This is a genomic window from Streptomyces sp. NBC_00335, from assembly GCF_036127095.1.
GTDB lineage: Bacteria > Actinomycetota > Actinomycetes > Streptomycetales > Streptomycetaceae > Streptomyces.
On record NZ_CP108006.1, the window covers coordinates 5,411,546 to 5,435,154 of the forward strand.

The 23,609-nt window shown below is 71.9% G+C and carries 24 protein-coding genes; 21 read left to right on the plus strand and 3 right to left on the minus strand.

The features are described 5' to 3' along the window. Positions 1-24 precede the first annotated feature (24 nt). Positions 25-1,185 (plus strand): RNA-guided endonuclease InsQ/TnpB family protein, encoded by a 1,161-nt coding sequence (locus tag OHA37_RS24350; protein WP_266908472.1) that lies wholly within the window; start codon positions 25-27, stop codon positions 1,183-1,185. A gap of 295 nt (positions 1,186-1,480) precedes the next feature. Here OHA37_RS24350 and OHA37_RS24355 read toward each other — a convergent pair whose 3' ends face one another. Further along, on the minus strand, positions 1,481-1,657 hold the full coding sequence (locus OHA37_RS24355; protein WP_266908474.1) for a hypothetical protein: 177 nt from the start codon (positions 1,655-1,657) through the stop codon (positions 1,481-1,483). Between the two features lie 204 nt (positions 1,658-1,861). Between OHA37_RS24355 and OHA37_RS24360 the strand changes: the two genes are divergently transcribed. The 3 genes from OHA37_RS24360 (at position 1,862) to OHA37_RS24370 (ending at position 4,726) form a co-directional block, all read left to right on the plus strand. Then, positions 1,862-2,404 (plus strand): GNAT family N-acetyltransferase, encoded by a 543-nt coding sequence (locus OHA37_RS24360; protein ID WP_266908476.1) that lies wholly within the window; start codon positions 1,862-1,864, stop codon positions 2,402-2,404. 761 nt (positions 2,405-3,165) lie between these two features. After that, a complete protein-coding gene (locus tag OHA37_RS24365; protein WP_266908478.1) occupies positions 3,166-4,278 on the plus strand; it encodes a hypothetical protein in 1,113 nt (370 codons plus the stop codon). A gap of 49 nt (positions 4,279-4,327) precedes the next feature. Then, complete coding sequence (locus tag OHA37_RS24370; protein WP_266908480.1) at positions 4,328-4,726, plus strand: very short patch repair endonuclease; 399 nt, start codon at positions 4,328-4,330, stop codon at positions 4,724-4,726. 5 nt (positions 4,727-4,731) lie between these two features. On the opposite strand, the gene OHA37_RS24375 is transcribed toward OHA37_RS24370, so the two are convergent. After that, positions 4,732-5,733 (minus strand): SEC-C metal-binding domain-containing protein, encoded by a 1,002-nt coding sequence (locus tag OHA37_RS24375; protein ID WP_266908482.1) that lies wholly within the window; start codon positions 5,731-5,733, stop codon positions 4,732-4,734. 56 nt (positions 5,734-5,789) lie between these two features. On the opposite strand from OHA37_RS24375, the gene OHA37_RS24380 reads away from it, so the two are divergent. The 6 genes from OHA37_RS24380 to OHA37_RS24405 all read left to right on the plus strand — a co-directional run bounded on the left by OHA37_RS24380 (position 5,790) and on the right by OHA37_RS24405 (position 10,679). Beyond that, positions 5,790-6,590, plus strand: a complete 801-nt coding sequence (locus OHA37_RS24380; protein ID WP_266908484.1) for a class E sortase — start codon at positions 5,790-5,792, stop codon at positions 6,588-6,590. Between the two features lie 42 nt (positions 6,591-6,632). Beyond that, on the plus strand, positions 6,633-6,815 hold the full coding sequence (locus tag OHA37_RS24385) for a DUF3311 domain-containing protein (RefSeq protein WP_266908486.1): 183 nt from the start codon (positions 6,633-6,635) through the stop codon (positions 6,813-6,815). A gap of 38 nt (positions 6,816-6,853) precedes the next feature. Beyond that, positions 6,854-8,377, plus strand: a complete 1,524-nt coding sequence (locus OHA37_RS24390) for a sodium:solute symporter family protein (protein ID WP_266913058.1) — start codon at positions 6,854-6,856, stop codon at positions 8,375-8,377. A gap of 98 nt (positions 8,378-8,475) precedes the next feature. Then, positions 8,476-8,817: a DUF6412 domain-containing protein gene (locus tag OHA37_RS24395; RefSeq protein ID WP_266908487.1), complete on the plus strand. Its 342-nt coding sequence runs from the start codon at positions 8,476-8,478 to the stop codon at positions 8,815-8,817. A gap of 118 nt (positions 8,818-8,935) precedes the next feature. After that, positions 8,936-9,700 carry a YidC/Oxa1 family membrane protein insertase gene (locus OHA37_RS24400; RefSeq protein ID WP_266908488.1) on the plus strand — a complete coding sequence of 255 codons (765 nt, stop codon included), beginning with the start codon at positions 8,936-8,938 and terminating at the stop codon, positions 9,698-9,700. Between the two features lie 121 nt (positions 9,701-9,821). Further along, complete coding sequence (locus tag OHA37_RS24405; RefSeq protein ID WP_266908489.1) at positions 9,822-10,679, plus strand: fumarylacetoacetate hydrolase family protein; 858 nt, start codon at positions 9,822-9,824, stop codon at positions 10,677-10,679. 125 nt (positions 10,680-10,804) lie between these two features. Here OHA37_RS24405 and OHA37_RS24410 read toward each other — a convergent pair whose 3' ends face one another. Then, the gene (locus OHA37_RS24410) at positions 10,805-11,914 is read right to left on the minus strand and encodes a Gfo/Idh/MocA family oxidoreductase (RefSeq protein WP_266908491.1); all 1,110 of its coding nucleotides are present in this window, start codon (positions 11,912-11,914) and stop codon (positions 10,805-10,807) included. 55 nt (positions 11,915-11,969) lie between these two features. Here OHA37_RS24410 and OHA37_RS24415 point away from each other — a divergent pair, with 55 nt between their 5' ends. The 11 genes from OHA37_RS24415 to OHA37_RS24465 all read left to right on the plus strand — a co-directional run bounded on the left by OHA37_RS24415 (position 11,970) and on the right by OHA37_RS24465 (position 23,607). After that, positions 11,970-13,085 carry an ROK family transcriptional regulator gene (locus tag OHA37_RS24415; protein ID WP_266908493.1) on the plus strand — a complete coding sequence of 372 codons (1,116 nt, stop codon included), beginning with the start codon at positions 11,970-11,972 and terminating at the stop codon, positions 13,083-13,085. Between the two features lie 251 nt (positions 13,086-13,336). Then, positions 13,337-14,116 (plus strand): hypothetical protein, encoded by a 780-nt coding sequence (locus OHA37_RS24420; RefSeq protein WP_266908495.1) that lies wholly within the window; start codon positions 13,337-13,339, stop codon positions 14,114-14,116. A gap of 121 nt (positions 14,117-14,237) precedes the next feature. Next, entirely contained in the window at positions 14,238-15,011 is a 774-nt protein-coding gene (locus OHA37_RS24425; RefSeq protein WP_266908497.1) for a GntR family transcriptional regulator, read from the plus strand. A gap of 148 nt (positions 15,012-15,159) precedes the next feature. Beyond that, positions 15,160-16,281, plus strand: a complete 1,122-nt coding sequence (locus tag OHA37_RS24430; RefSeq protein WP_266908499.1) for a TIGR03364 family FAD-dependent oxidoreductase — start codon at positions 15,160-15,162, stop codon at positions 16,279-16,281. Positions 16,282-16,286: 5 nt separating this feature from the next. Continuing rightward, positions 16,287-17,000: a phosphonatase-like hydrolase gene (locus OHA37_RS24435; RefSeq protein WP_266908501.1), complete on the plus strand. Its 714-nt coding sequence runs from the start codon at positions 16,287-16,289 to the stop codon at positions 16,998-17,000. Then, entirely contained in the window at positions 16,997-18,046 is a 1,050-nt protein-coding gene (locus OHA37_RS24440) for an ABC transporter ATP-binding protein (protein WP_266908503.1), read from the plus strand. The genes OHA37_RS24435 and OHA37_RS24440 overlap by 4 nt, the downstream gene beginning before the upstream one ends. Beyond that, on the plus strand, positions 18,039-19,022 hold the full coding sequence (locus OHA37_RS24445; RefSeq protein WP_266908505.1) for a 2-aminoethylphosphonate ABC transporter permease subunit: 984 nt from the start codon (positions 18,039-18,041) through the stop codon (positions 19,020-19,022). Before OHA37_RS24440 ends, OHA37_RS24445 begins: the two co-directional genes overlap by 8 nt. Next, the gene (locus tag OHA37_RS24450) at positions 19,009-19,806 is read left to right on the plus strand and encodes an ABC transporter permease (RefSeq protein WP_266908507.1); all 798 of its coding nucleotides are present in this window, start codon (positions 19,009-19,011) and stop codon (positions 19,804-19,806) included. Before OHA37_RS24445 ends, OHA37_RS24450 begins: the two co-directional genes overlap by 14 nt. Positions 19,807-19,892: 86 nt before the next feature. After that, entirely contained in the window at positions 19,893-20,975 is a 1,083-nt protein-coding gene (locus OHA37_RS24455) for a 2-aminoethylphosphonate ABC transporter substrate-binding protein (protein ID WP_266908509.1), read from the plus strand. A 179-nt stretch (positions 20,976-21,154) separates the two neighbouring features. Beyond that, on the plus strand, positions 21,155-22,690 hold the full coding sequence (locus OHA37_RS24460) for an alkaline phosphatase family protein (protein ID WP_266908511.1): 1,536 nt from the start codon (positions 21,155-21,157) through the stop codon (positions 22,688-22,690). Positions 22,691-22,827: 137 nt separating this feature from the next. Further along, complete coding sequence (locus OHA37_RS24465) at positions 22,828-23,607, plus strand: HAD-IIA family hydrolase (protein WP_266908513.1); 780 nt, start codon at positions 22,828-22,830, stop codon at positions 23,605-23,607. The last annotated feature ends 2 nt before the right edge of the window (positions 23,608-23,609 follow it).

The following is a 23,609-nucleotide window of genomic DNA, read 5'->3' on the forward strand; positions in this document are numbered from 1 at the left end:
CAGCCATAGTCCAACAGTCGTACGGTGATCGACGTGCAGCTTCGCTACCAGTACCGCGTCTACCCGACGCCCGGTCAGGCACTTCGCGCCCGCCGAGTATTCGGGTGCCGACGTGTGGTCTGGAACGATGCACTGGCGGTCGTCAAGCCGATCAAGGCGTCGAACAAGCTGCTCGGCAGCCCCAAGACCCGGATCGCTGAGGGCCCCTACGGGCAGATCCCGAGGAACCCGGCTCTCTCCCAGAAGCTGGTCACTGTCGGGAAGAAGACCCTGGAGCGTGCGTTCCTGTCGGATGCGCCGGTCGGCGTCCTCCAGCAGACTTTGCGGGATTTCGACAAGGCGTGGGCGGCGCACGAGGACTCCAAGACGGGCAAGCGCAAGGGTCCCAGGGTTGGGCCGCCCCGGTTCAAGACACGGCGCGACAGCCGGCAGACGGCCCGCTTCACCCGCTCCGACCGCTGGTCGATCACCGAGGATGGCCTGCTACGGCTGCCGAAGATTGGTGACATCGAGGTCAAGTGGAGCCGGGATCTGCCATCGGACGCGTCGTCGGTCACCTTGATCAAGGACCGTTCCGACCGGTATTTCGTCTCGTTCGTGGTCGAGTCCGACCCGGCCGCCGACGTTCTTCCGCCCGTGGACGGGGACCAGGGCATCGATCTGGGCCTGACCCGCTTCGCGGTCCTCGCGGACGGCTCTCACATTGCTAGCCCGAAGTACCTGCGCCGGGCGGAGAAGAAGCTGAAGAAGCGGCAGCGGGAACTGTCGCGCAAGGCGAAGGGATCAAGCAACCGGGACAAGGCCCGGATCAAGGTCGCCCGTGCACACGCCACCGTGGCTGATGCGCGCCGCAACTTCCATCACCAGTGGTCTCACAAGCTGACGCGCGAAAACCAAGCCGTCTTCGCGGAGACTCTGAACGTGCGTGGACTGGCGCGTACCCGGCTGGCCAAGAGCGTGCATGATGCGGGCTGGTCACAGTTCCTCATGTTCTGTGAGTACAAGGCGATCCGGCGCGGCCGGTCCTTCGTCAAGGTCGCCCGCGAGTTCCCCAGTTCCCAGATCTGTTCCGCCTGCGGGCACCGGGACGGCCCCAAGCCACTGCATGTCCGGGCGTGGACGTGCCGCAATTGTGGCGCGCGGCATGATCGTGACTGGAACGCAGGCAAGAACATCCATAATTAAGGCCGCCGCGTTCTCGCGGCAATGACACCATCCACCCCCGGACCGGGGGCCTCACGCCGGTAACGGCGCGAGTAAACGCCTGCGGAGTGCGCGTAAGACCAGGCCACGGCCAGGCAGCACATACAACCCCGTCCCATGACGGGAGGAACCAGGAAACACCGTGGTCGTCGCCCACACACGTGAGCGACGACGGACGGAGAGTCGCCCTTGTCCATGGGGCGAGGCGAGGTCAACACAGAGCTCGGTACGTCACGCCCAACCCCACGTCATCAGCCCGTACGCTCGTGCGGCGAGGCTAGCGCGGCCCCTTGACCACCCGTCGGGCCCCCACCGCGCCCAACACCAGTACGGCGCCGCCGATCACCGGATCCGGTACCGCGTCCCGTACACCGCGCGGCAGCACCGCCACCACACCCAACACGAGCAAAAACGCGAGCCCGCACCCGCCGGCGGCCCGAAGCAGTCTGTCCACGCGCTGCTCAACGCGGCCGCCCGGCCGCCCGACACGGACCGTGCCGAGGGGATTTGTCGCACACTCGCCGGATCCGCGCGATGTCTGCTCAGGGAACCCGATGGGCATAAATTCAATCTCCCACCCAAAGGGGCAAACCACCTCGCCCCCTCCCGCCCACCCCGCCCCACTCACCCCTCATCTCACATCAGGAGCCAGGACATCGTGATTTGCTACGGACAGGCCGTCCTCGACCTCGCGGACGAACTGGTCGACGCCTACGCCGACGTCTTCTCCGCCCCGCCGTGGAACGAAGACGAAGAAACCATTCGCCAGTTCGCTACCCGCCTCCCGGCCGACGCCCGGCGCCGTGGTTTCCGTACTGCCTTCATCCAGTCCGCCACCGGCATCGACGGCTTCGCCACGGGCTGGATCACCCCGGCGGCCTTCCCGAAGAACCGCGCGTACGCCCAGGTCGCGGCGCAGCTCGGCTCGGCCCGAGTGAAGGAACTCCTCACCGGGGCGCTGGAGATAGACGAACTCGCGGTACGCCCCTACGCGCGCGGCCGCGGCACCGCCCGGGACCTCCTCACCGAGATCACCACCGACGCCCCGGACCGCCGCGCCTGGCTGCTGACCAGCCGGCTGGCCAAGAACACGGTGGCCACGTACCGCCGCCTGGGCTGGCACGAGGTCACCCCCCTTCCCGGGACGGAGACGGGCGTCATCGTTTTCCTGTCCCCGGACCACCCGAACCGGGCGGCGTAACGGGGACACCCCCTCCAGACCCCCTCAGCACGCAGCGCCGCGCGCGGCACGGGGCAGGCCGCCCCGTCCTTCCGGCCCGGGCCGGCCGGCCCACCCGGCCCTGCCCGCTCGGCCCGGCCCGGCTCCGCTCGGCTCGGCCCGCCTGGTTCGGCCTGCCTGGCCTGCCCGCCTGGCCCGGCCCGCCCGGCTTGGCCCGCTCCGCTCGGCCTGGCTCGGCCCGCTCCGCTCGGCCTGGCTCGGCCCGCCCGGCCCGCCTGGCCCGCCTGGCTCGGCCCGCTCCGTTCTGCCCTGCCCGCCCGGTTCGGTCGGCGCTAGCCTTGCCGCTCTTTCCGGGGCGGCGATCGCTGAGGGGTGCCCCCTGCCGTCGCGGAGCATCTGAGCACGTCCCCTACGCCTGCCCGCCTGCCCGCCTGCCCGCCCGGCTGCCCGCCTGCCCGCCCGGCCGGCTGCCGGAGCTACCGCCCGACCGCCGTACCCACCGACCGGCCGGCTGCCGGAGCTACCGACCGACCGGCCGACTGCCGTACCCGCGGACCGACCCACCGGCCCCCGACCCGGATCCGGGGAGACCCGGGGTCGGGGTCTCGGTCGTGTTCAGGCGGCGCGACGTAACCAGCCCTCCACGCGACCAACAGCCCAACAGCCCTCGCCGCGCGATGCCTCAACGGACGGCGCAGAACACACCTTGAGGGCTCCAGGGGCAACTCCGAAAGATCGCCCGGCGGGGCGTTCGAGCCACTCGGGCGGGGCATACCGCGCCCATGAACCTCACCACACGCACCACGAGCACCACCCACACGGCGACCACCACGCACCCGGCAAGCCGGGCCCACCGGGTGCGGTCCAGGCCCGCCAGCAGGCCAGGACAGGCCTCCCGGGCCACCCCCGATCTCAACTCCACTGCCCGCCGCCAACTCAACCTCGCCACGCGCCACCAACTCACCACCACCGCCGGCGTCCCACCCGGCACGATCACCTCCCGCACCCGCCCGGGAGGGCCCTGGCAGCGACTCCTGCCCCGGGTCTACCTCCTCCAGACCGGCCCCCCGGACCAGCGCCAACGCGCCCTCGCCGCCGTCCTCTACGCCGCCGAGCCCGGCTCCGACACGCTCTCCGGTGACACCGCCGCCCTCACCGGCGGCGCGGCCCTCGCGCTGCTCGGGATCCGCGAAGCCCCGTACACCCCGGCCGACGTCCTGATCCGCGCCCCGCGCAAGCTCACCGGCTCGCCGGAGGTGCGGCCCGTCCCCACCACCCGCTGGCCCCGCACCATCACGGTGTCCGGCATCCCGAGCACCCGTCCGGTGCGCGCGGCCGCGGACTACGCGGCCCGGACCGAGGAGCCGGCGGACCGGATCCGCTCGGTCCTTGCCCAGGTCGTCCAGTCCGGCTGGTGCCACCCGCAGGACCTGCACGCCGAACTCCGCGCCGCCCGCCTCCTGACCCGCCCCGCGATCCGCGCGGCAGCTGCCGAACTCCTCGCCGGAGTCCGCTCGGTGGCCGAGGCCCTGGCCCGCGACACCCTCTCGGCCACGGACCTCCCGACGCCGCTGTGGAACGCCCGCCTCCACACCCCGGACGGCACGTTCCTGGCGAGCCCGGACGCGTACTGGCCCGACGAGGGCGTGGCCCTGGAGATCGACTCGGCGGAGTACCACTACAACCGCGACTCCTGGCACGCCACCCTCCACCGCCGCCTCCGCCTGGAGTCCCACGGCATCCTGGTGGTCAGCGCCACCCCGTCGATGATCCGCGACACCCCCTCGGAAGTCATCGCAGCCCTCCGCACCCTCCTCACCCTGACCACCACCCGCCCCACCCCACCCACGGCCATGGCCCGAGGCCACGTCCAACTGGAGCTTCCTGTGCCCTGACAATGGCGAGGTGGAAGCCCTTGAGAGCACTCCAGGCGACCGTGCTCGCATGAGCCGGCAGAAGAGCAAGGACACCGGGATCGAAATGGCCCTGCGGCGCGCATTGCACGCGTCGGGGTTGCGATACCGGGTGCATCGGCGTCCGGCGAAGGGAGTGCGACGCGAAGCCGACATCGTCTTTGGGCCCACACGGATCGCCGTCTTCGTCGACGGCTGCTTCTGGCACGGATGTCCCGAGCATGTGACGTGGCCTCGGCGAAACGCCGAGTTCTGGCGAGCCAAGATCGAGGGCAACCGGGCGCGCGACCGCGACACCGACGTGCGCCTGGCCGAGTTGGGCTGGTTGTCGCTCCGCGTGTGGGAACACGAGAGCCCCGACGAAGCCGCCCTCCGTATCGCCGCAGCGGTCGCGGGACGGCGGGCAGCTCGAGGCTCCGTATCGCAGTGAGCCGGTCAGCCCGCCCCGTGGCACTCCCCGTAAGGCCGCCCCGATGTGCACCAGCAGGCCGTGGTGCTCGTCGGGGGCCACGGGGTGGCTTTGCCTCGGGCTGCCAGGGTGGTGGCGTATTCCGCCAGGAGGGACGGGGACGAGGGGGAGGTTTTCTCCGAGGCTGCGAAGGCCTCGTACGAGGGGACGCTGGCCGTGACGATGCCGAGGTTCGTCGTGCCCGAGGCGGCCAGGGTGCGGAGGGAGGCTTCCACCTGGGCCAGGTGGGCGTCGTGGGAGGGGTACTCCGCGGACAGGGTGGGGTACGACGTCAGGAGCTCCGCCAGTTCGCGGGCCGGCCAGTGGAGGATCGCCACCGGGAAGGGGCGGGAGAGCGCGGCGCGGCGGTCGCCGAGTTCGGCGCGCAGGCGGGCGATCTCGGCGCGGAGTTCGGCGGGGTCGTCGGAGCCCAGGGCCCAGATGCGCTTGGGGTCGTGGAGCTCGTCCAGCGGGATCGGGCCGATGTGACGGGTGTCCGCGACCATGTCCCAGTCGTCGTGGGGGAGGGCCAGCAGGCGGCGTACGCGGTGGCGGCCCGTGAGGAGCGCGGTCGTGGCCGGGGTGAGGGGGGCGTTGTCCGGGGCCAGGAGGGTGGCCGCCTCCGTGAAGCACTCGTGGGAGGCTTCGAGTTCGTCGTGGGCCTCCAGGGCCTCGGCGATGACCTCCCAGGGCGCGGGGTCCGAGGGGGCCGCCGCGCGGATGCCCTGGATGAGGGCGCGGGCCTCGGGCTCGTGGCCGTACTCCCAGAGGTTGGCCGCCTGGAGGGCCTTGATGAGGGAGGGGTCGTCGACCGTTTCGGCGGCCAGGAGTTGGTCGTAGAGGGCGCTCGCCCGCTCGCGTTCGTCACCCAGTTCGAGGTGGGCCGCGGCCTGGAGGAGCAAGGGCTCCTGGTCCTCGGGGTAGCGGGTCGCCGTGCGGATGAGGCGCTCGGCTTCGGCGATGTGCTCGGCAGGCGTGTCGGGGCGCATGGTTTGCAGCGTACTGCCGCTGGTCAGTTGACGGGGGAGGACTTAAGGTGCCGCCCGTGCGAGATCGCGTGCGGGTCGTGGTGCAGGGCAGGGGCCGGCGGTCGGGCCGGGCCGGTATCGCGGGTGCGTTGTGGGCTGCCGGTGAACTGGCCGTCACCGTCGGCGTGGTGGTGATGTTGCTGGTGGTGCACCAGGTGTGGTGGACCAATCGGCAGGCGCTGAGTGCCGCGCACGAGGTGGTCAGGGAGCTGGAGGAGGGCGGGTGGCCCGGCTCGCCCGTGGAGGGGGAGCCGGAGGGGGGCCAGGAGAGGCCGTACGTCGAGGATTCCGTCGGGCCGTCCGACGGGCCGGACGGTGACGGGTCCTCGGGCGATGCGTCCGCCGGGAACTCCGGGCCGCGTACCGCCAAGCCGCCGCGGGAGTCGGCGTACGGCATCCTGCGCATTCCGCGTCTCGGCGTCGCCGTGCCCGTGGCGCAGGGCGTGGACAAGCGGTCCGTGCTGGACAAGGGGTACGCCGGGCACTACACGGGGACCGCGCAGCCCGGGGCCGAGGGGAACTTCGCGGTCGCCGGACACCGCAACACGCACGGGGAGCCGTTCCGTTACATCAACCGGCTCAGGCCCGGGGACGAACTGATCGTGGACGTACGGGGGAAGCGGTACGTGTACCTCGTCGGCCAGACGCTGGCGCAGACGACCGAACGCGACACCGGGGTGATCGCGCCCGTCCCGCGCAGCGCCGTCACGCCGGGGGCCGGGTACAGCGAGCCCGGTGCGTACATCACGCTGACCACCTGCACGCCCGAGTACAGCTCCAAGTACCGGCTCGTGGTGTGGGGGACGCTCAAGCGCTGACGGGCAGACGGACCGTAGTGTGGGGCGGTGCGTCGAAAAAGGGTGAAACGTCCGCAGTTGGTGTGGCTCGCCGTGCCGTTCGTCCTGTTCGTCGGAGCGCTGCCGCTCGCGAACCGGGTGGAGCCGGCGCTGGGCGGCGTACCGTTCCTGCTCCTCTGGTTCATCGGGGCGACCCTGCTGACCCCGCTCGCGGTCTGGCTGACCTGGCGCGGGGATCACCGGTGAGTCAGGCGGCCGTGGCGACCGCCGTCTTCGGCGTGTTCATGGTGGCCACCGTCGCGCTCGGGCTGCTCGCGGTGCGCGGACGCGGCGGGGGCGGCGGCGGGCTCGCCGAGTGGTCGGTGGGTGGGCGTTCGCTCGGCACCGTGTTCATCTGGGTGCTGATGGCGGGCGAGGGGTACACGAGCTTCAGTTACCTCGGCGCGGCCGGCTGGGGCTACAACTACGGCGCCCCGGTGATGTACGTGGTCGCGTACATGTCCTGCGGCTACGCGGTCGGTTACGTCGTCGGGCCCGTGCTGTGGGACTACGCGCGCCGCCACGGCCTCGTCGGCATCACCGACATGGTGAGCCACCGGTACGGGCGCCCCTGGCTTGGTGCGGCGGTCGCCGTCCTCGCGACCGTCTTCCTCCTCCCCTACATCCAGCTCCAGATCACCGGAATGGGTGTGGTGGTCTCGACGGTGACCTACGGGGCGGTGTCCCTGGAATGGGCGTACTTCATCGCCTTCGCCGTCACCACCGGCTTCGTCGTCGTCAGCGGGCTGCGCGGCAGCGCGTGGGTGTCCGTACTCAAGGACGTGCTGGTCATCGGCACCCTCGGGTTCCTCGCCGTCTACGTGCCGCACCACTACTTCGGCGGCTACGGGGAGCTCTTCCACCGGCTCACGGCCGAACGCCCGCAGTGGCTGACCCTCCCCGGCGCCGGTGGCGGGGAGGGCGGCCGGGGCGAGCTGGGGGTGGGGTGGTTCGCCTCCACCACCGTGCTGAACGCGCTGACCGTCGTCATCTTCCCGACCACCGTGGCGGGGTACCTGGGCGCGCGCAGCGCCGACGCGCTGCGCCGCAACGCCATCCTGCTGCCCGCCTACAACGTGCTGCTCTTCGTGCCGATGCTGCTGGGCATGGCGGCGTTGTTCGTCGTACCGGGCCTGACGGGCGCCGAGTCCAACCTCGCGCTGTTCAAGCTGGTCGTGGACTCCCTGCCGGCGTGGGCGGTGGGGGTGATCGGGGTGGCGGCGGCCCTGTCGTCGATCGTGCCGATGGCGGTGTTCATGCTGGTCATCGGCACGATGTGGGGGCGAAGCGTGCTCTCGCTCGTGCCGCGCTGGAGCTCGGGGGAGCGGCAGAAGCTCGCCTCGCAGGTGGTCGTGGTGGCGGCCGGGACGATCGCGCTGGTGATGACGTACACGGCGCCGAACACGCTGGTCAGGCTCTCGCTCGTGTCCTACGAGGGCATGGCGCAGCTGGTGCCGATGCTGCTGCTGGGTCTGGTGTGGCGCAGGCTCACGACGGCGGCCGCGGTGTGCGGGCTGGCGGCGGGGGTCGTGGTGGTCTGCGGGCTGGTCTTCACGGGCAACGACCCGGTGTGGGGGGTGAACGCGGGGATGGTCGCCCTCGCGGTGAACCTGGTGGTCGCGCTGACGGTGACCTGGATCGGTCCCCGGGAGGGGGCGTGGAGCGGGGCGGGGGACCCGCGGCCGGACGTGGAGGTGCTGGCGCGTGATCCGCTGCCCGGGGACGGGGATCAAAACGAGGTCCCGTCCGTTGTCAGTGAGCGCGGCTAGTATCGATCGCGAGTACGAGTACGAGTACGGGTGCGGGTGCGAGTGGCGGATCTCCTACGGGAGTTCGCGCGCGGGAGCGGCGGGAGGGGGCGGTTCGTATGGCAGAGCACAGCGGGCTTCGCCCCGTGCGGTTCCGGTTCACGTCGCCGTCCGCGCGACTGGTGGCGCTGCTGGCCTCGCTCCTGGTGCTCGGCGGCTTCCTCGGGCTGTTCGCCGGGGAGGGCGGGCTCGGCGCGGTCGTGGTGGCCCTCGCGGCGACCTTCGCCGTGGGCGCCTCGGCCTTGGCCGCCCGGCTGGTCCGGCCGGTGCCGCCGCACCGAATACGCACCGCGATCCGTGATCGCGAGCAGCGCACGGCGTTCTTGCCGCAGCGCGATCCCGACGCTTCGGGCCGTTCGCGGCCCAGGGCGCCCGGCCGTCTCCTTCCGACGGCCGCGTAGGGGCGCGCAGCTCCTTCCTCCTGATCACTTCTGATCGCTTGACCTTGCCGCCCCTCGCGGGTCGTCACGCCGAAACGCATCTCTTTCGACGTTCGACGAGTCCCTTCGGAGGGCCCACGTGTCCGTTTTCATTGATCTTGTTGCTGTGCTGGGCCGGCTGCTGGACCCGGTGCTGGCCGAGTCCGCGACCGCTGCCGCGATCGTGCTGTTCACCGTGCTCGTGCGGCTCGCGCTGCACCCGCTGAGCCGGGCCGCCTTCCGCGGGGCGACCCCGGTGGCGGGGCTGCTGCCGATGCTGCTCCAACTGCCGGTGTTCTTCCTGATGTACCGGGCGTTCTCCTCGGCGGAGATCGGCGGGGCCGCCAACGAGCTCCTCGGGCACCGGCTGTTCGCCGCGCCGCTGGGGGACCGGTGGGGCGACGCGCTCGGGGACGGCGGCCTGTTCGGGGAGCAGGGGCTGGTGTTCCTCGGGCTGTTCGCGGTCGTCGCGGTGGTGGCCGCGTGGAGCGCGGTGCGCGCACGCAAGGCGGCGGCGCTGATGGCCGCCACGGCCACGGCCACGGCTACCGCAACCGCCAAGGCCACAGGCAAGGCCGCCAAGGGGAAGGCCGCCGGTGCCAAGGCCGCCGGTGCCAAGGCCGCCGGGGCAGCCGGTGCCCTGACTGCCGAGCAGCAGGAGGTCATGCGCAAGCTGGGCGGCGTACTGCCCCTGCTGTCCTTCGGGACGCTGATCACGGCTGCCCTCGTGCCGCTGGCGGCCGGGCTGTACCTGGTCACCACCACCGCCTGGTCGGTGGCCGAGCGCATCTGGCTCCAGCACCGCAAGGACCGGGCGGAGCGTGTAGGGCGCACGGTCGGCGGAGCAGAGCGTTCCGCCATGTGAACAGGGTCTTGCGGATGAGGCCGACATCTTGGAGGATCGACCAATCCTCCGATGGCCGCAACCCATCGTCCGGCCCGGGGCATGCCCAGGGCCGACCACCCTCGACCACGGGAGAATGCCCATGAAGCTGCTGCGTGTAGGACCCGTCGGGTCGGAGCGCCCCGCGCTGCTCGACCAGGACGGGACCCTGCGGGACCTGTCCGGCCTGATCACGGATGTGGACGGCGCGCTGCTCGCCGACGACTCCGTGCTGTCCCGGGTACGGGACGCGGCCGGATCCGGTGAGCTCCCGGTGCTGGACGCCGAGGGTCTGCGGATCGGGTCCGCGGTCGGCCGCATAGGCAAGGTCGTGGGCATCGGCCTGAACTACCACGGGCACGCGGCCGAGGTGGGCGCCGAGGCGCCGGCCGAGCCGATCGTGTTCCTCAAGGCCCCGGACACCGTGGTCGGCCCCGACGACACCGTGCTGATCCCGCGCACCAGCGTCAAGACCGACTGGGAGGCCGAGCTCGGCGTCGTCATCGGTGCCACCGCCCGCTACCTGGCCTCCCCCGAGGAGGGCCTCGCGCACGTCGGCGGGTACGTGCTGGTCAACGATGTGACCGAGCGCGCCTTCCAGACCGAGCGCGGCGGCACCTGGGACAAGGGCAAGAACTGCGAGACCTTCACCCCGCTCGGCCCCTGGCTGGTCACCGCGGACGAGATCCCGGACCCGCAGGTGCTGGACGTCAAGCTGTGGGTCAACGGTGAGCTCAAGCAGGACGGCAACACCTCCGACCAGATCTTCCCGGTCGGCGAGGTCGTGCGGTACGTGAGCCAGTTCATGACCCTGTACCCGGGCGACGTCATCGTCACCGGCACTCCGGCCGGTGTGGCCGCGGGCCAGCCGGAGCCGAAGCCGTTCCTGCGGGCGGGCGACGTGGTGGAGCTGGAGATCGACGGGCTCGGCCGTCAGCGCCAGGAGTTCAAGGACGCGTAGCCGGGTCGGTCCTCGCGGATCGAAGGGCGGATGAAGGAGAGGGGCGGTGCCGTCGTCGACGGCGCCGCCCCCTTCCCGTTCTCCGGCACGCTCCCCGGCAGGGTCTGCGCCGGGGCTCGGACGGGTCAGACCTTCACCGCGCACCCGTCCCTCGACGACCTGAGGGCCGCCTCCAGTACGTCCAGGCAGTGCGCCGCCTCCAAGGCCGTGACGGGAGCCGGGCCGCCGTCGCGCAAGGCCGCCGCCACGGCCGCGTAGTAGGCGGGGTAGTCGCCCGGCGCCGTCCGTACCGGCGTGCCACCGCCGGTCAGCGGCGATTCCCCGGAGCCCAGCCGGCCCCACAGGTGCTCGGGCTCCTCGCCCCAGGTCCGGTCGGGGTCGCCGGGGCGCAGGCCCTCGCGCAGTGCCCCCTCCTGGGGGTCCAGGCCGTACTTGACGTAGCCGGCGCGGGAGCCCAGGACGCGGAAGCGCGGGCCCAGCTGGGCCGTGGTCGCGCTGACGTAGAGGTGGGAGCGGACCCCGCTCGCATGGGTGAGGGCGATGAAGGTGTCGTCGTCCGCCTCGGCGCCGGGGCGGCGCACGTCGGCCTCCGCGTAGACCCGTACGGCCGGGCCGAAGAGGACCAGCGCCTGGTCCACCACGTGGCTGCCGAGGTCGTACAGCAGGCCGCCGATCTCCTCGGGGGCGCCGGACTCCCGCCAGCCGCCCTTGAGCTGCGGACGCCAGCGCTCGAAGCGGGACTCGAAGCGCTGGACCTCGCCCAGCTCGCCGTCGGCGATGAGCCGGCGCAGGGTGAGGAAGTCGTTGTCCCAGCGGCGGTTCTGGAAGACCGAGAGGAAGGTCCCGGTCCGGTCGGCGAGCGCGGCCAGTTCGCGGGCCTCGGCAGCGGTGGCGGCGAGCGGCTTGTCCACGACCACCGGGATGCCGGCGGTGAGGGCGGCGGTGGCGAGCGGGACGTGCGTCTTGTTCGGGGAGGCGATGACGACGAGGTCCGGGGCGGGGCTCTGGGCGAGCAGCTCGGTGGCGGTGGCGGCGATCCGGACGTCCGGGTAGGCCTCGCGGGCCTGGGCGGCGCGGCCCGGGTCGGAGGTGACGACGGTGTCCAGGACCAGGCCCTCGGTCGCGGAGACGAGCGGGGCGTGGAAGACGGAACCGGCCAGTCCGTAGCCGACGAGTCCGACGCGGAGGGGTGCGGTGGGGGTGAGGGGGGTGGCGGGGGAGGCGGGGGCGTTCATGGGTCCACTTTGGCAACAGTGTTGCTTAAGTGCAAGGAGGGTGGACAATGGCCAGGTGGACAGGGGTAGCAGGGGTAGCGGCGGCAGCAGGGGCGACACGAGCGGTGGCGGCGGCGTGAACCTGCCGGCGCTGCGCGGGCACAACGACGCGCTGGTACTCGACCTCCTGCGCGGAGCCGGCCCCGCCGGGCTCGGCCGCGGTGACCTCGCCGCGCGTACGGGACTCACCCCGCAGGCCGTCAGCAAGATCGCGGCGCGGCTCCGGAGCGAGAACCTGGTGGCCGACGCCGGACGCGAGGCCTCCACGGGCGGCAAGCCGCGCACGCTGCTGAGGCTGGTGCCGGAGGCGCGGTACGCGGTCGGGGTGCACCTGGACCGCGACGAGCTCACGGCGGTACGGGTCGACCTGGCGGGCCGCGTCGTCGCCGAGGGGCGGTCCCCGCTGGACTTCGGGGCCGCTCCGGACACGGTGGTCGATGAGGCCGTACGGGCCGTCGCGCGGGTGTGCGGTGACCGGCCGCTCCTCGGCGTCGGCGTGGCCGCGCCGGGGCCGCTGGACTGGCGGACCGGGGTGCTGGGGCGGGTGACGGGGTTCCCGGAATGGGAGGGGTTCCCGTTGCGGGAGGTGCTGGAGGGGCGGCTGGGGGTTCCCGTGCGGGTGGACAAGGACACCAACGCGGGAGTCGCGGCGGGGGCCGGCTTCGGAGAGGCCGCTTTCGGGGAGGCCGTGGCGTACGTGCACGTCGGCACCGGACTGGGAGCGGGGCTCCGGCTGGCCGGCGGGGGCGAGGTCTACCGGGGGCGGCGCTCGGCGGCGGGGGAGTTCGGGCACCAGGTGCTGCTGCTGGACGGGCCGGCGTGCCGGTGCGGGGGGCGCGGGTGCGCGGAGGTGCTGTGCCTGGACGCGGTGGCCGCGGGGCGGCTGGAGGAGGCGGCGCGGATCGTGGGGGAGGCGGCGGCGAACCTTGTCGCGCTGCTGGATGTGGATCGGGTGTTGCTCGGGGGGCGGGTGGTGGCGGGGGCGCCGGGTGTGTTCCTGGCGGGCGTGCGGAAGGTTTTGGGGGTGCGGGGGTTTGTGGGGGGTGCGGTGAGGGTGGAGCTTGCCGAGGGGGGTGTGGCGGAGGGGGCGGCGGAGTTGGTGCTTGGCCCGTTGTTCGGGCGGGGGGTGTGAGTGGCCCCCGGGGACTTGGCCCCCCGGGCCCCTGGCCCCCTGGCCGGACCCCGGTTCTCAGACGCTGGACCCTTGGATCTGCATGTCCGCCGAATGGGGGGAAACGGGTGGAACTCGGGCGTGGTGCTGGACATGGGGTCGGGCGTGCGTGGGAGGGTGCGGGCAAGGCCGGGGTGATTGTCGGGTTGTCCGGTGATCGGTTCGCGGGTCGCTTCGTTGGGTGTTCTGTCGTCGGCGAGTAGGGGTTCTTCATGCGACTGCGCAAAGCCCTTGCCCTTGCAGCCGTCTTCGTGGCCACGGCCACGGCCACCGCCACCGCCGCCCCCACCGCGTCCGCGGACATCGGTACCGGTGGCGGAGCCCGTCCCGCGCCCGCGTTGCCCTCGCGGGTGGAGGCCGTCTGCGGTGACGGGAAGAGCACGCAGTTTCCGATCGGTGCCCGCATTCGCGGTGGACCGGCGGTGTACCGGACCGGTGGTGCGGCGCAGACCTGGTACCTCGACCTCACCAACACCACCACCGCCGAGTGCACGGCCATCCACCCCGTCGTCGTCTTCACCGACCCGGCCCGCGCCCTGCGACCCGCCCATTTCCGCATGGAGTTCGACGCCCCCGGCAGCACCTTCCCCGTCAGCCTGGAGCGCACCGACCGCGAAGAGATCGTCGCCGTCTTCGACGGTGGCGACGCCTTCGCCGGCTTCACCGTCGGCCCCGGCGGTTCGGTGACCGTCACCGTCCGGCTCGCCTTCGCCCCCGGCGCCCCGCGCGGCGAGGTCGTCGCCGATGCCGCGCTGGTGCAGCGCAAGGGTGATGACGGCGACTGGATCGGCGAGGCGGGCGGCTACCGGTTCGAGATCCAGGGCCCCGACGCCGGTGAAACGGGCGAGGCCGGAGCGCTGGCCGACACCGGCCGCACCACGGGGTCCTGGGCGTACGGCGCCGGCGCCGCGGCCGCCGCCCTGCTCGGCGGCGGCGGACTCCTGCTCGGGGCCCGCCGGCTGCGCAAGGGGCCCGGCCCGCAGTCCTCGTAGGCGCAGTCCCCGTAGGTGCGAGCCCGGTGGGCGCAGTCCCCGTAGACCCGGCCCGCGGTGAGCCCCCGTAGACCCGGCCCGCGTTGAGCCCCCGTATGCGCAGCCCACGTAGAGTCCGAGGGTGGAAGAACCGACCGCCTACGCGCACCACCACCAGCCCGGCCTGCCCGTCCGCTCCGGCATCCCCGAGCACGGCCGCATCCCCAAGTACTACGCCGTCAAGGCCCGCATCGCCGGGCTGCTCGACGACCTCGGCGAGGGGGGACCGCTCCCCACCGAGCGCGATCTCGCCGAGCAGCACGAGGTCTCCCGCGAGACCGTCCGCCAGGCCCTGCGCGAGCTGCTGCTGGAGGGCCGGCTGCGCCGCTCGGGCCGCGGTACCGTCGCCGCCGGGCCCAAGCTCGAACAGCCCCTGTCGCTGGCGAGTTACACCGAGGGCGTACGCCGCCAGGGACGCACCCCGGGGCGCCATCTGATCGGCCTGGAACGCTTCCCCTGCCCGGCCTCCGTGGCCCCCGGCATCGGCGCCGAACCCGGGGAGCCGGTCTGGCACCTGGAGCGGGTGCTGCTCGCCGACGAGGAACGGGTCGGACTGGAGAGCACGTACGTCCGGGTCGCCCGCGCACCCCGGCTCGACATCGATTTCCAGCCGGACTCGTCCTTCTACGGCTACCTCCACGACAGCCTCGGCATCTCCTTCGGCGACGCCGACGAGAAGCTGGAAACGGTCCTCGCCACGCCCCGCGAAGCCCTGCTGATCGGCACCCCGCCCGCGCTCCCGATGCTGCTCATCCACCGCTTCTCCCGGGATCGGGACGGCAGGCCGCTGGAGCGGGTGCGTTCTCTCTACCGTGGTGACCGGTTCAGCTTCACGACCCACCTGCAGCCCGAATAGTCCCGCCCGAACATCCCCGTAAGCCCTGAAAGAGGACGAATCAGGATCACGGAATGGTAACGGGTCTAGTCCAAGCGTTGGAGGCTGTTCACCGGCCCGTCGCCCGGGGGATCCTCCCGGGTCACGGGCCGCCGTCACCTTGGAGCACGTGAGAGTCATAGTCGTCGGAGGCGGCGTGGTAGGCACCATGCACGCCTGGCAAGCAGTGGAACGCGGCCACGAGGTCGTCCAGATCGAGCGAGAGGCGGAGGCCCGCGGCGCGTCATTGCGCAATTTCGGCCAGATCTGGGTCAGTGGACGGGCCGGTGGCGAGGAGCTCGACACCGCCCTGCGGGCCCGCGAGCTCTGGGAGGCGATCGGTGAGCGGGTGCCCGGCCTCGGCTTCCGCGCCATCGGCTCCCTGACCCCGGTACGCAACTCCCGCGAGCACGCCGTCGCCGAGGCCGCCGTGGCCCGCGCCGACGCCGCCGCCCGCGGCTACAAACTGGTCACCGCCGACGAGGCCAGGGCGATCAACCCCGCCCTGCGCGGCGCCTTCGAGGCCGCCCTGTGGTGCGAGCGGGACGCGGCCGTGGAACCGCGCACCGCACAACTCCACCTGCGCGAAGCCCTCAAGGCCTCCGGCCGCTACACCTTCCTCCCCGGACGGGAAGTGCGCGAGGTCGTCGGGAACGGCGCCGTCCGCGACGACCACGGCGACGTCCACCAGGGCGACGCCGTCATCCTGGCCACCGGCGCCTGGCTCTCCGGCCTGGTCCGCGAGCTGGTCCCCGACCTGCCCGTGCGCCGCGTCCGGCTGCAGATGATGCAGACCGCCCCGCTCGGCGAGACCCTGACGACCTCGGTCGCCGACGCCGACAGCTTCCGCTACTACCCCGCCTACAAGAGCGAGGCCCTCGACGAGCTCAACGCCGAGCAGGCCCAGGCGCCGATCGCCGCCGCGCACAAGATGCAGCTCCTGATGGTGCAGCGCCGGGACGGCGGACTGACCATCGGCGACACCCACGAGTACGAGCACCCCTTCGCGTTCGACACCCTCGAAGACCCCTACGCGCACCTCACCGAGGTCGTCGAGTCCTTCCTGGGCCGCCCGCTGCCGCGGATCAGGCACCGCTGGGCGGGCGTGTACGCGCAGTGCACCGACACCACCCGCGTCGTCCACCGCCAGCAGGTGGCCGACGGCGTCTGGCTGGTGACCGGGCCCGGCGGCCGGGGCATGACCTGCTCGCCCGCCATAGCCGAAACCACCGCGAACGAACTGGGCTGGTAAGCACCATGACCGACACCAAGGCCAACATGAACAACCACCGCCTGATCGTCCTCGACATGGCCGGCACCACCGTCGCCGACGGCGGCCTCGTCGAGCGCGCCTTCGAGCGGGCCGCCGAACGCCTCGGCGTCGAGCCGGGCAGCGCCGACCACGCCACCAAGCTCCGGTACGTCCGCGACACCATGGGCGAGTCCAAGATCTCCGTCTTCCGCCACCTCTTCGGCGCCGAGGACCTCGCCCAGCGCGCCAACTCCGCCTTCGAGGAGGCCTACGGGGAACTCGTGGACGGCGGCCTCATCGCCCCGATCCCCGGCGCCCGCGAGGCCATCGACAAGCTCCGTGCCGACGGCCGCACCGTGGCCCTGACCACCGGCTTCGCCCGCGTCACCCAGGACGCCATCCTCGACGCGCTGGGCTGGCAGGACCTGGCCGACCTCACCCTGTGCCCCGCCGACGCGGGCGGCCGCGGCCGGCCCTACCCGGACATGGTGCTGGCCGCCTTCCTGCGCACCGGCGCCGTGGCCGACGTACGCGAGATCGTGGTCGCCGGCGACACCTCGTACGACATGCTCAGCGGCGTCCGCTCCGGCGCCGGGATCGTGGCGGGCGTCCTCACCGGCGCCCACGACCGCGCCGCCCTGACCGGGCACGGCGCCACCCACGTCCTGGCCTCCGTCGCCGACCTCCCCGCACTCCTGGCAGGGGAGCCCGGCGCGTGAGCGGCATCCGCTTCGACTCCGTCTCGGTCGCCTACGGCGGCAACACCGTCCTGGACTCCCTCGACCTGACCGTCGAGCCCGGCGAGGTCATGGCGCTGCTCGGCCCCTCCGGCTCCGGCAAGACCACGGCCCTGCGCGCGGTCGCCGGCTTCGTCCGGCCCGCCTCGGGCCGGATCCTGATCGGCGGCCGGGACGTCACCGCGCTCCCGCCGCACAAGCGCGGCATCGGCATGGTCGTCCAGCAGTACGCGCTCTTCCCGCACATGCGCGTCGCGGACAACGTCGCCTTCGGCCTGCGCGCCCAGAAGGCGCCCAAGGCGGAGATCCCCGGCCGCGTCGCCGAGGCCCTGGAGATGACCGGGATGGCCGCCTACTCCAAGCGCTACCCCCGCGAACTCTCCGGCGGGCAGCAGCAGCGCGTGGCCATCGCCCGCGCCCTCGCCATCCGCCCCGGAGTCCTCCTGCTGGACGAGCCGCTGTCCGCGCTCGACGCGCAGCTGCGCTCCGGGATGCTCGCCGAACTGGCCCGCCTGCACCGCGAACTCCCCGACGTGTCCATCCTCTACGTCACCCACGACCAGGTCGAGGCGCTGACCCTGGCCGACCGGATCGCCGTCATGGACCAGGCCCGCCTCCAGGACTGCGGCACCCCGCAGGAGCTGTACCGGTCCCCGCGCACCGAGTTCACCGCCTCCTTCGTCGGCAACGCCAACCTGCTGCCCGTCACCGTCGCCGACGGCGGCGCGCTCTTCGCCGGACACCCCCTCACTCTCGACCCCGGCCCCGCGGCCGCCGGTGCGAGCGCCACCCTGTGCGTACGCCCGCACCTGCTCGGCCTCGGCGCCGGCCCCAACGCGCTGAGCGGAACCATCACCGAGGTGCAGTGGCGCGGCTCCACCCACCGGCTCTACGTGAACATCGAGGGCCACCGGGTCAAGGCGGACCTGCCCGAACTGCGCGAAACCCCGGCGCTGGGCGACCGGGTCACCCTCCACTTCGAACCGCGGGACGCGGTGCTCCTGTCCGCGGGGGTCTCCGATGGCTGAGGCCACGGACCGGCGCACCCCCGCACCGGGGCCGGCGGCCGGCCCCGAACCCGCGGTCATACCCCACCAGCCCGTACGAAGCCCTGCCCCCGGCACGCCCGAAAGCCCGGCCGGAGCCCCCGACGGCTTCGCGGCGAAGGCCTCAGGTACGCCCCGTAGCGTTCCCGGCTGGCTGTGGACCGTGCCTCCCGTCGCCGTGCTCGCGGTGGTGTTCCTCTACCCCCTCGCGCTGGTCGTCCAGCAGTCCCTGTCCCCCGAGAACGGGGGCGGCACCTTCGACGCCTACGCCTCCGTCTTCGCCTCGCACTCCTTCCGCGAGGCCCTCGGCACCACGGTCTGGCTGGCCGTCGGCGCCACCATCGGCTGCCTGCTCCTCGGCTTCGCGCTCGCGCTGGTCATCGCCTTCGTCCCGTTCCCCGGGGCCCGCGCCGTCGCCAAGTTCATCGACGTCTTCCTCTCCTTCCCCTCCTTCCTCATCACCCTCGCCCTCCTCTTCGTCTACGGCACGGTCGGCATGGCCAACGGCCTGTGGACCGAAGGATTCGGCGCCGAGGAAGGCCCCTTCCACTTCCTGACCACCCCCTGGGGCGTCCTCCTCGCGGAGATCACCTACTTCACGCCCTTCGTGATGCGCCCGCTGCTCGCCGCCTTCTCCCAACTGGACACCGCCCAGCTGGAGGTGGCCTCCTCGCTCGGCGCGAAGCCCGGCCGCATCATCCGGCGGGTGATCCTCCCCGAGGCCCTCCCGGCCCTCGCCGCCGGCGGCAGCCTCGTCCTGGTCATGTGCCTCAACGAGTTCGGGATCGTCCTGTTCACCGGAGCCAAGGACGTCACCACGCTCCCGATGCTCATCTACGGCAAGGCGATCCTCGAATCCGACTACGCCGCCGCCTGCGTGGTCGCCGTCGTCAACATCGTGATCTCCGTCGGCCTGTTCGGCCTCTACCGGGTGGTGAGCAAGCGTGCTGGTGCATAGCAAGAGCGGCCGCTGGGCCGCCTGGAGCCTCTTCGGCATCCTCTTCCTGCCCCTCTTCGCCCTGCCGCTGCTCGTCGTGGTGGCCGCGTCCTTCTCGACGCACTGGTCCGGGGCCTTCCCCTCCGGCCCCACCACCGAGAACTACGCCGCCGCCGTCCGCGGCGAATCCCTCCAGGCGCTGACCACCTCGCTGCTCACCGCCTTGGCCGCCAGCCTGATCGCGCTCACCGTCGGCACCTGGGCGGCGCTCGCCGCAGCCGGGCTGAAGAAGCGCGGAAAGAGCTCGCTGGACGCGCTGTTCATGCTGCCGGTCGCCGTGCCGTCCGTGGTCGTCGGCCTCGCCGTGCTCGTCGCCTTCAGCAAGCCGCCGCTGCTCCTCAACGGCACCAGCTCGATCGTGATCCTGGCGCACACGATTCTTGTCACGGCGTTCGCCCACCAGTCGGTTTCGGCTGCCATCGTGCGTCTCGACCCCGCGTACGAGCAGGCGGCGGCCTCCCTGGGCGCCCGCCCCGCGTACGTGCTGTGGCGGGTCAAACTCCCCCTCCTGCTGCCGTCGCTCACCGCGGCGGCCGGGCTCTGCTTCGCCCTGTCCATGGGCGAGCTGAGCGCCACGATGATGCTCTACCCGCCGGACTGGATGCCCCTCCCGGTCCGGATCTTCACCGCCACCGACCGCGGCTCGCTCTTCAGCGGCTCCGCCGTCGCCGTGGTCCTGATGGCCACCACCCTGCTGGTCCTGCTGGCCGTCTCCCGCGTCCGCACCAGGGCCACGTACCGCTAGACCCCACAGCCGAGCCCCGCTGTAACACCCTCCTGCCACACCCTGCTGATTCCCCTGCCGACTCCCTTTGCCCGTAAGGAAGTTCCATGTCCAGCAACAGATACCTCCGCATCACCGCCGCCGTCACCGGCAGCCTCGCCCTCGCCGCCGGCCTCACCGCCTGCGGTGGTTCCTCCTCGGCCGACTCCGCCGGAGGCAAGGGCGGCGAGAAGGTCGTCACCGTCTACAGCGCCGACGGCCTCAAGAGCGACAAGGGTGACGGCTGGTACGACCAGGTCTTCGCCGACTTCACGAAGAAGACCGGCATCGAGGTCAAGTACGTGGAGGGCGGCTCGGGGGAGATGGTGCAGCGCGCCGTCCGCGAGAAGACCAACACGCAGGCCGACGTGCTGATCACGCTCCCCCCGTTCATCCAGCAGGCCGACGGCAAGGGCCTCCTCCAGGCCTACACGCCGCAGGGCGCCGACAAGGTCAACGGGGCGAACAAGTCCTCCGACGGCAAGTGGACCTCGGTCGTCAACAACTACTTCGGCTTCATCTACAACAAGAAGGAGCTGGCCGCGGCCCCCAAGACCTGGGAAGAGCTGCTGGACCCCAAGTTCAAGGGCAAGCTCCAGTACTCCACCCCCGGCGTCGCGGGCGACGGCACCGCCGTGCTCATCAAGGCGATGCACGACTTCGGCGGCAAGGATCAGGCGAACGAGTACCTGAAGAAGCTCCAGGCCAACAACGTCGGCCCGTCCTCCTCGACCAGCAAGCTCGCGCCGAAGACCGACAAGGGCGAGCTGCTCGTCGCCAACGGTGACGTCCAGATGAACTTCGCGCAGTCCAAGTCCATGCCGAACCTCGGCATCTGGTTCCCCGCCAAGGACGGCGGCAAGCCCACCACCTTCTCCCTCCCGTACGCGGCCGGCCTCGTCGACAAGGCCCCGCACACCGAGAACGGCAAGAAGCTCCTCGACCACCTGCTCAGCGAGGACGCCCAGAAGCTGGTCAGCGGTGTCGGCGGCGGCTTTCCGGCCCGCACGGACGTCAAGCCCACCGACGCCAACGCCGTCGAGCTCACCAAGCTCATGACCGGGGTCGAGATCTTCGAGCCGGACTGGGCCGACATCGACAAGAACCTCACCGGCTACGTCGACGCGTGGAAGTCGGCCACCGGAAGCTGACTGGTCGCCTCCCGGTCACCCGCGACCGGAATAGTGACGCACAGATAACGGGTCTGGACCGAGTCTCGCCTTCGGTCCGGACCCGCCGTACGCTCGCTCGCGCTGACGCACGACCGCCGTACGACCGCACGCCCCGTACGTCCCCTGCGCCTTCCCCACGATTACTCCCGGAGGAGTACGTGTCCACTGTCCTGTCCGGACGGACCCTCGCCGTGGCCGCCACCGCCACGGTCCTGCTCGCCACCGGCCTCGGTGCCCACGCCGCGACCGCCGCGCCCGCCGACGAAGCGGCCTCCGCCGCGAACAAGGTGCTCGTGATCGGCATCGACGGCGCGGTCCTGGACCGCGTCAAGGCCGCCAACGCCCCGCACCTGAACGGCCTGATGGCCCAGGGCCTGACCGCCCGCAGCACCCTGTACGCGAACCCGATGGCCGCCACCTCCTCGGGCCCCGGCTGGTCCACCATCGCCACCGGCGTCTGGCCCGACAAGCACGGGGTGAAGGACAACTCCTTCACCGGCAAGAACTACACGGCCTACCCGGACTTCCTGACCCGCATCGAGAACGCCAACCCGGTGCTCAACACCTACGCGGCCGCCGACTGGGAGCCCATCACCTCCACCGACCAGAACGGCCCGATCTTCTCGGCCAAGGTCGACAAGCGCCTCTCCCTCAAGGGCGACCGCGACGGCTACCGCAACGAGGACCCGAAGATCGCCGCCGCGGCCGCCGCCGAGCTGCGCGATCAGAACCCGGACGCCGCCTTCGTCTACCTCGGCGAGATCGACGCGGCCGGCCACTCCTACGGCGCCGCCAGCCAGCAGTACCTGGACACCATCGCCCGCGTCGACGCCCTGGTCGGCCAGCTCCTGACGGCCGTCCAGAACCGCCCGACCTACGCCCAGGAGAACTGGAAGGTCCTGGTCACCACCGACCACGGCCACACCGACTCCGGCGGCCACGGCGGCTCCACCATCCAGGAGCGCGGCACCTTCGTCCTCGCCAAGGGCCCCGGCATCCCCGCCGGTTCGGTACGCAACGACGTGAAGCTCGTCGACGTCGCGGCGACCGCGCTCGCCCAGGTCGGGGTCAACCCCGGCTCCGCGATCGACGGCATCCCGGTCGGCGCCCCCGACGACGGCGACGCCTTCGACACCCTGCGCCCGGGCCTCCAGGCGCGCGTGGACGAGACGGGCATCCCGGCCGGCACCAAGGGCTTCACGCACACCCCGCCGGCCGGCTGGTCCGTCGACAACTCCAAGATGGGCACGGGCGGTGTCACCGAGTGGGCCGGATGGGCCTTCGCGACCGACGAGTTCTGGAGCCAGGCCCAGCGCGACCAGTGGCGCGAGCTGAACGTCCGCTCCCGTGACGTGTTCGCCGTCGCCGACTCCGACGAGTGGGACGACAAGAGCCACACCGGCTCCTACGACTCCACCCTCGCCACCCCCAAGTGGGCGGTCACCGGCGGCAGCACGAGGAACCTGACCTTCCAGACCCACTACCACCACGAGGCCGGCCAGACCGCCCAGGTCCTGGTCTCCTACAACGGCGGCGCCCCTGCGGTCGTCAAGAGCTACACCGCCGACGCCGTCGCCCGGTCCGAGTCGATCGCGCTCCAGGTCCCGGCCGGCGCCACCGACGTCCAGGTCCGCTTCCGCTACGCCGGCAGCAACAACTGGTACTGGACCGTGGACAACGTCAAGCTCGGCTGACGGGACCTTCGTACCCGCCCGTTCCGCCCTGCGGTCCGGGCCGTGGACGCCCACCGCGTCCGCGGCCCGGCCCGGATAAGGTGGTAGAGACCAGAGGTCACCGAGGTCAGACGCCACCGAGAGCGGAGAACAGTCCAGTGGCAGAGCGCAAGCCGATCGAATCCTGGCTCACCGACATGGACGGAGTCCTCGTCCACGAGGGCATCCCGATCCCCGGCGCCGACGCCTTCATCAACCGGCTGCGCGAGTCCGGCAAGCCCTTCCTCGTGCTGACCAACAACTCCATCTACACCCCGCGCGACCTCCAGGCCCGGCTGAGCCGGATGGGGCTCGAAGTCCCGGTCGAGAACATCTGGACCTCGGCCCTGGCCACCGCGAAGTTCCTCGACGACCAGCGTCCGGGCGGCACCGCCTACGTCATCGGCGAGGCCGGCCTCACCACCGCCCTGCACGACATCGGTTACATCCTGACCGACCACGAGCCGGACTACGTGGTCCTGGGCGAGACCCGGACGTACAGCTTCGAGGCCATGACCAAGGCGGTCCGCCTGATCAACGCGGGCGCCCGGTTCATCTGCACCAACCCGGACGAGACCGGCCCCTCCGCCGAGGGCCCGCTGCCCGCCACGGGCGCGGTCGCCGCGCTGATCACCAAGGCGACCGGCAAGAAGCCGTACTTCGCCGGCAAGCCCAACCCGCTGATGATGCGCACCGGCCTGAACGCCATCGGCGCGCACTCCCACACCAGCGCGATGATCGGCGACCGGATGGACACCGACATCCTCGCCGGGCTGGAGGCGGGCATGCAGACCTTCCTCGTGCTGACCGGTCTGACGTCGGTCGAGGACACCGAGAAGTTCCCGTACCGGCCGACCCACACGTTCGACTCCATCGCCGATCTGGTCGATCTGGTTTAGCG

Excerpts from the sequence above, each read along its gene's own strand:
- OHA37_RS24365 (WP_266908478.1), top strand. The coding sequence starts at position 3,166 with ATGAACCTCACCACACGCACCACGAGCACCACCCACACGGCGACCACC.
- OHA37_RS24370 (WP_266908480.1), top strand. The coding sequence starts at position 4,328 with ATGAGCCGGCAGAAGAGCAAGGACACCGGGATCGAAATGGCCCTGCGG.
- OHA37_RS24375 (WP_266908482.1), bottom strand. The coding sequence starts at position 5,733 with ATGCGCCCCGACACGCCTGCCGAGCACATCGCCGAAGCCGAGCGCCTC.
- OHA37_RS24390 (WP_266913058.1), top strand. The coding sequence starts at position 6,854 with ATGGTGGCCACCGTCGCGCTCGGGCTGCTCGCGGTGCGCGGACGCGGC.
- OHA37_RS24395 (WP_266908487.1), top strand. The coding sequence starts at position 8,476 with ATGGCAGAGCACAGCGGGCTTCGCCCCGTGCGGTTCCGGTTCACGTCG.
- OHA37_RS24405 (WP_266908489.1), top strand. The coding sequence starts at position 9,822 with ATGAAGCTGCTGCGTGTAGGACCCGTCGGGTCGGAGCGCCCCGCGCTG.
- OHA37_RS24410 (WP_266908491.1), bottom strand. The coding sequence starts at position 11,914 with ATGAACGCCCCCGCCTCCCCCGCCACCCCCCTCACCCCCACCGCACCC.
- OHA37_RS24420 (WP_266908495.1), top strand. The coding sequence starts at position 13,337 with ATGCGACTGCGCAAAGCCCTTGCCCTTGCAGCCGTCTTCGTGGCCACG.
- OHA37_RS24435 (WP_266908501.1), top strand. The coding sequence starts at position 16,287 with ATGACCGACACCAAGGCCAACATGAACAACCACCGCCTGATCGTCCTC.
- OHA37_RS24445 (WP_266908505.1), top strand. The coding sequence starts at position 18,039 with ATGGCTGAGGCCACGGACCGGCGCACCCCCGCACCGGGGCCGGCGGCC.
- OHA37_RS24455 (WP_266908509.1), top strand. The coding sequence starts at position 19,893 with ATGTCCAGCAACAGATACCTCCGCATCACCGCCGCCGTCACCGGCAGC.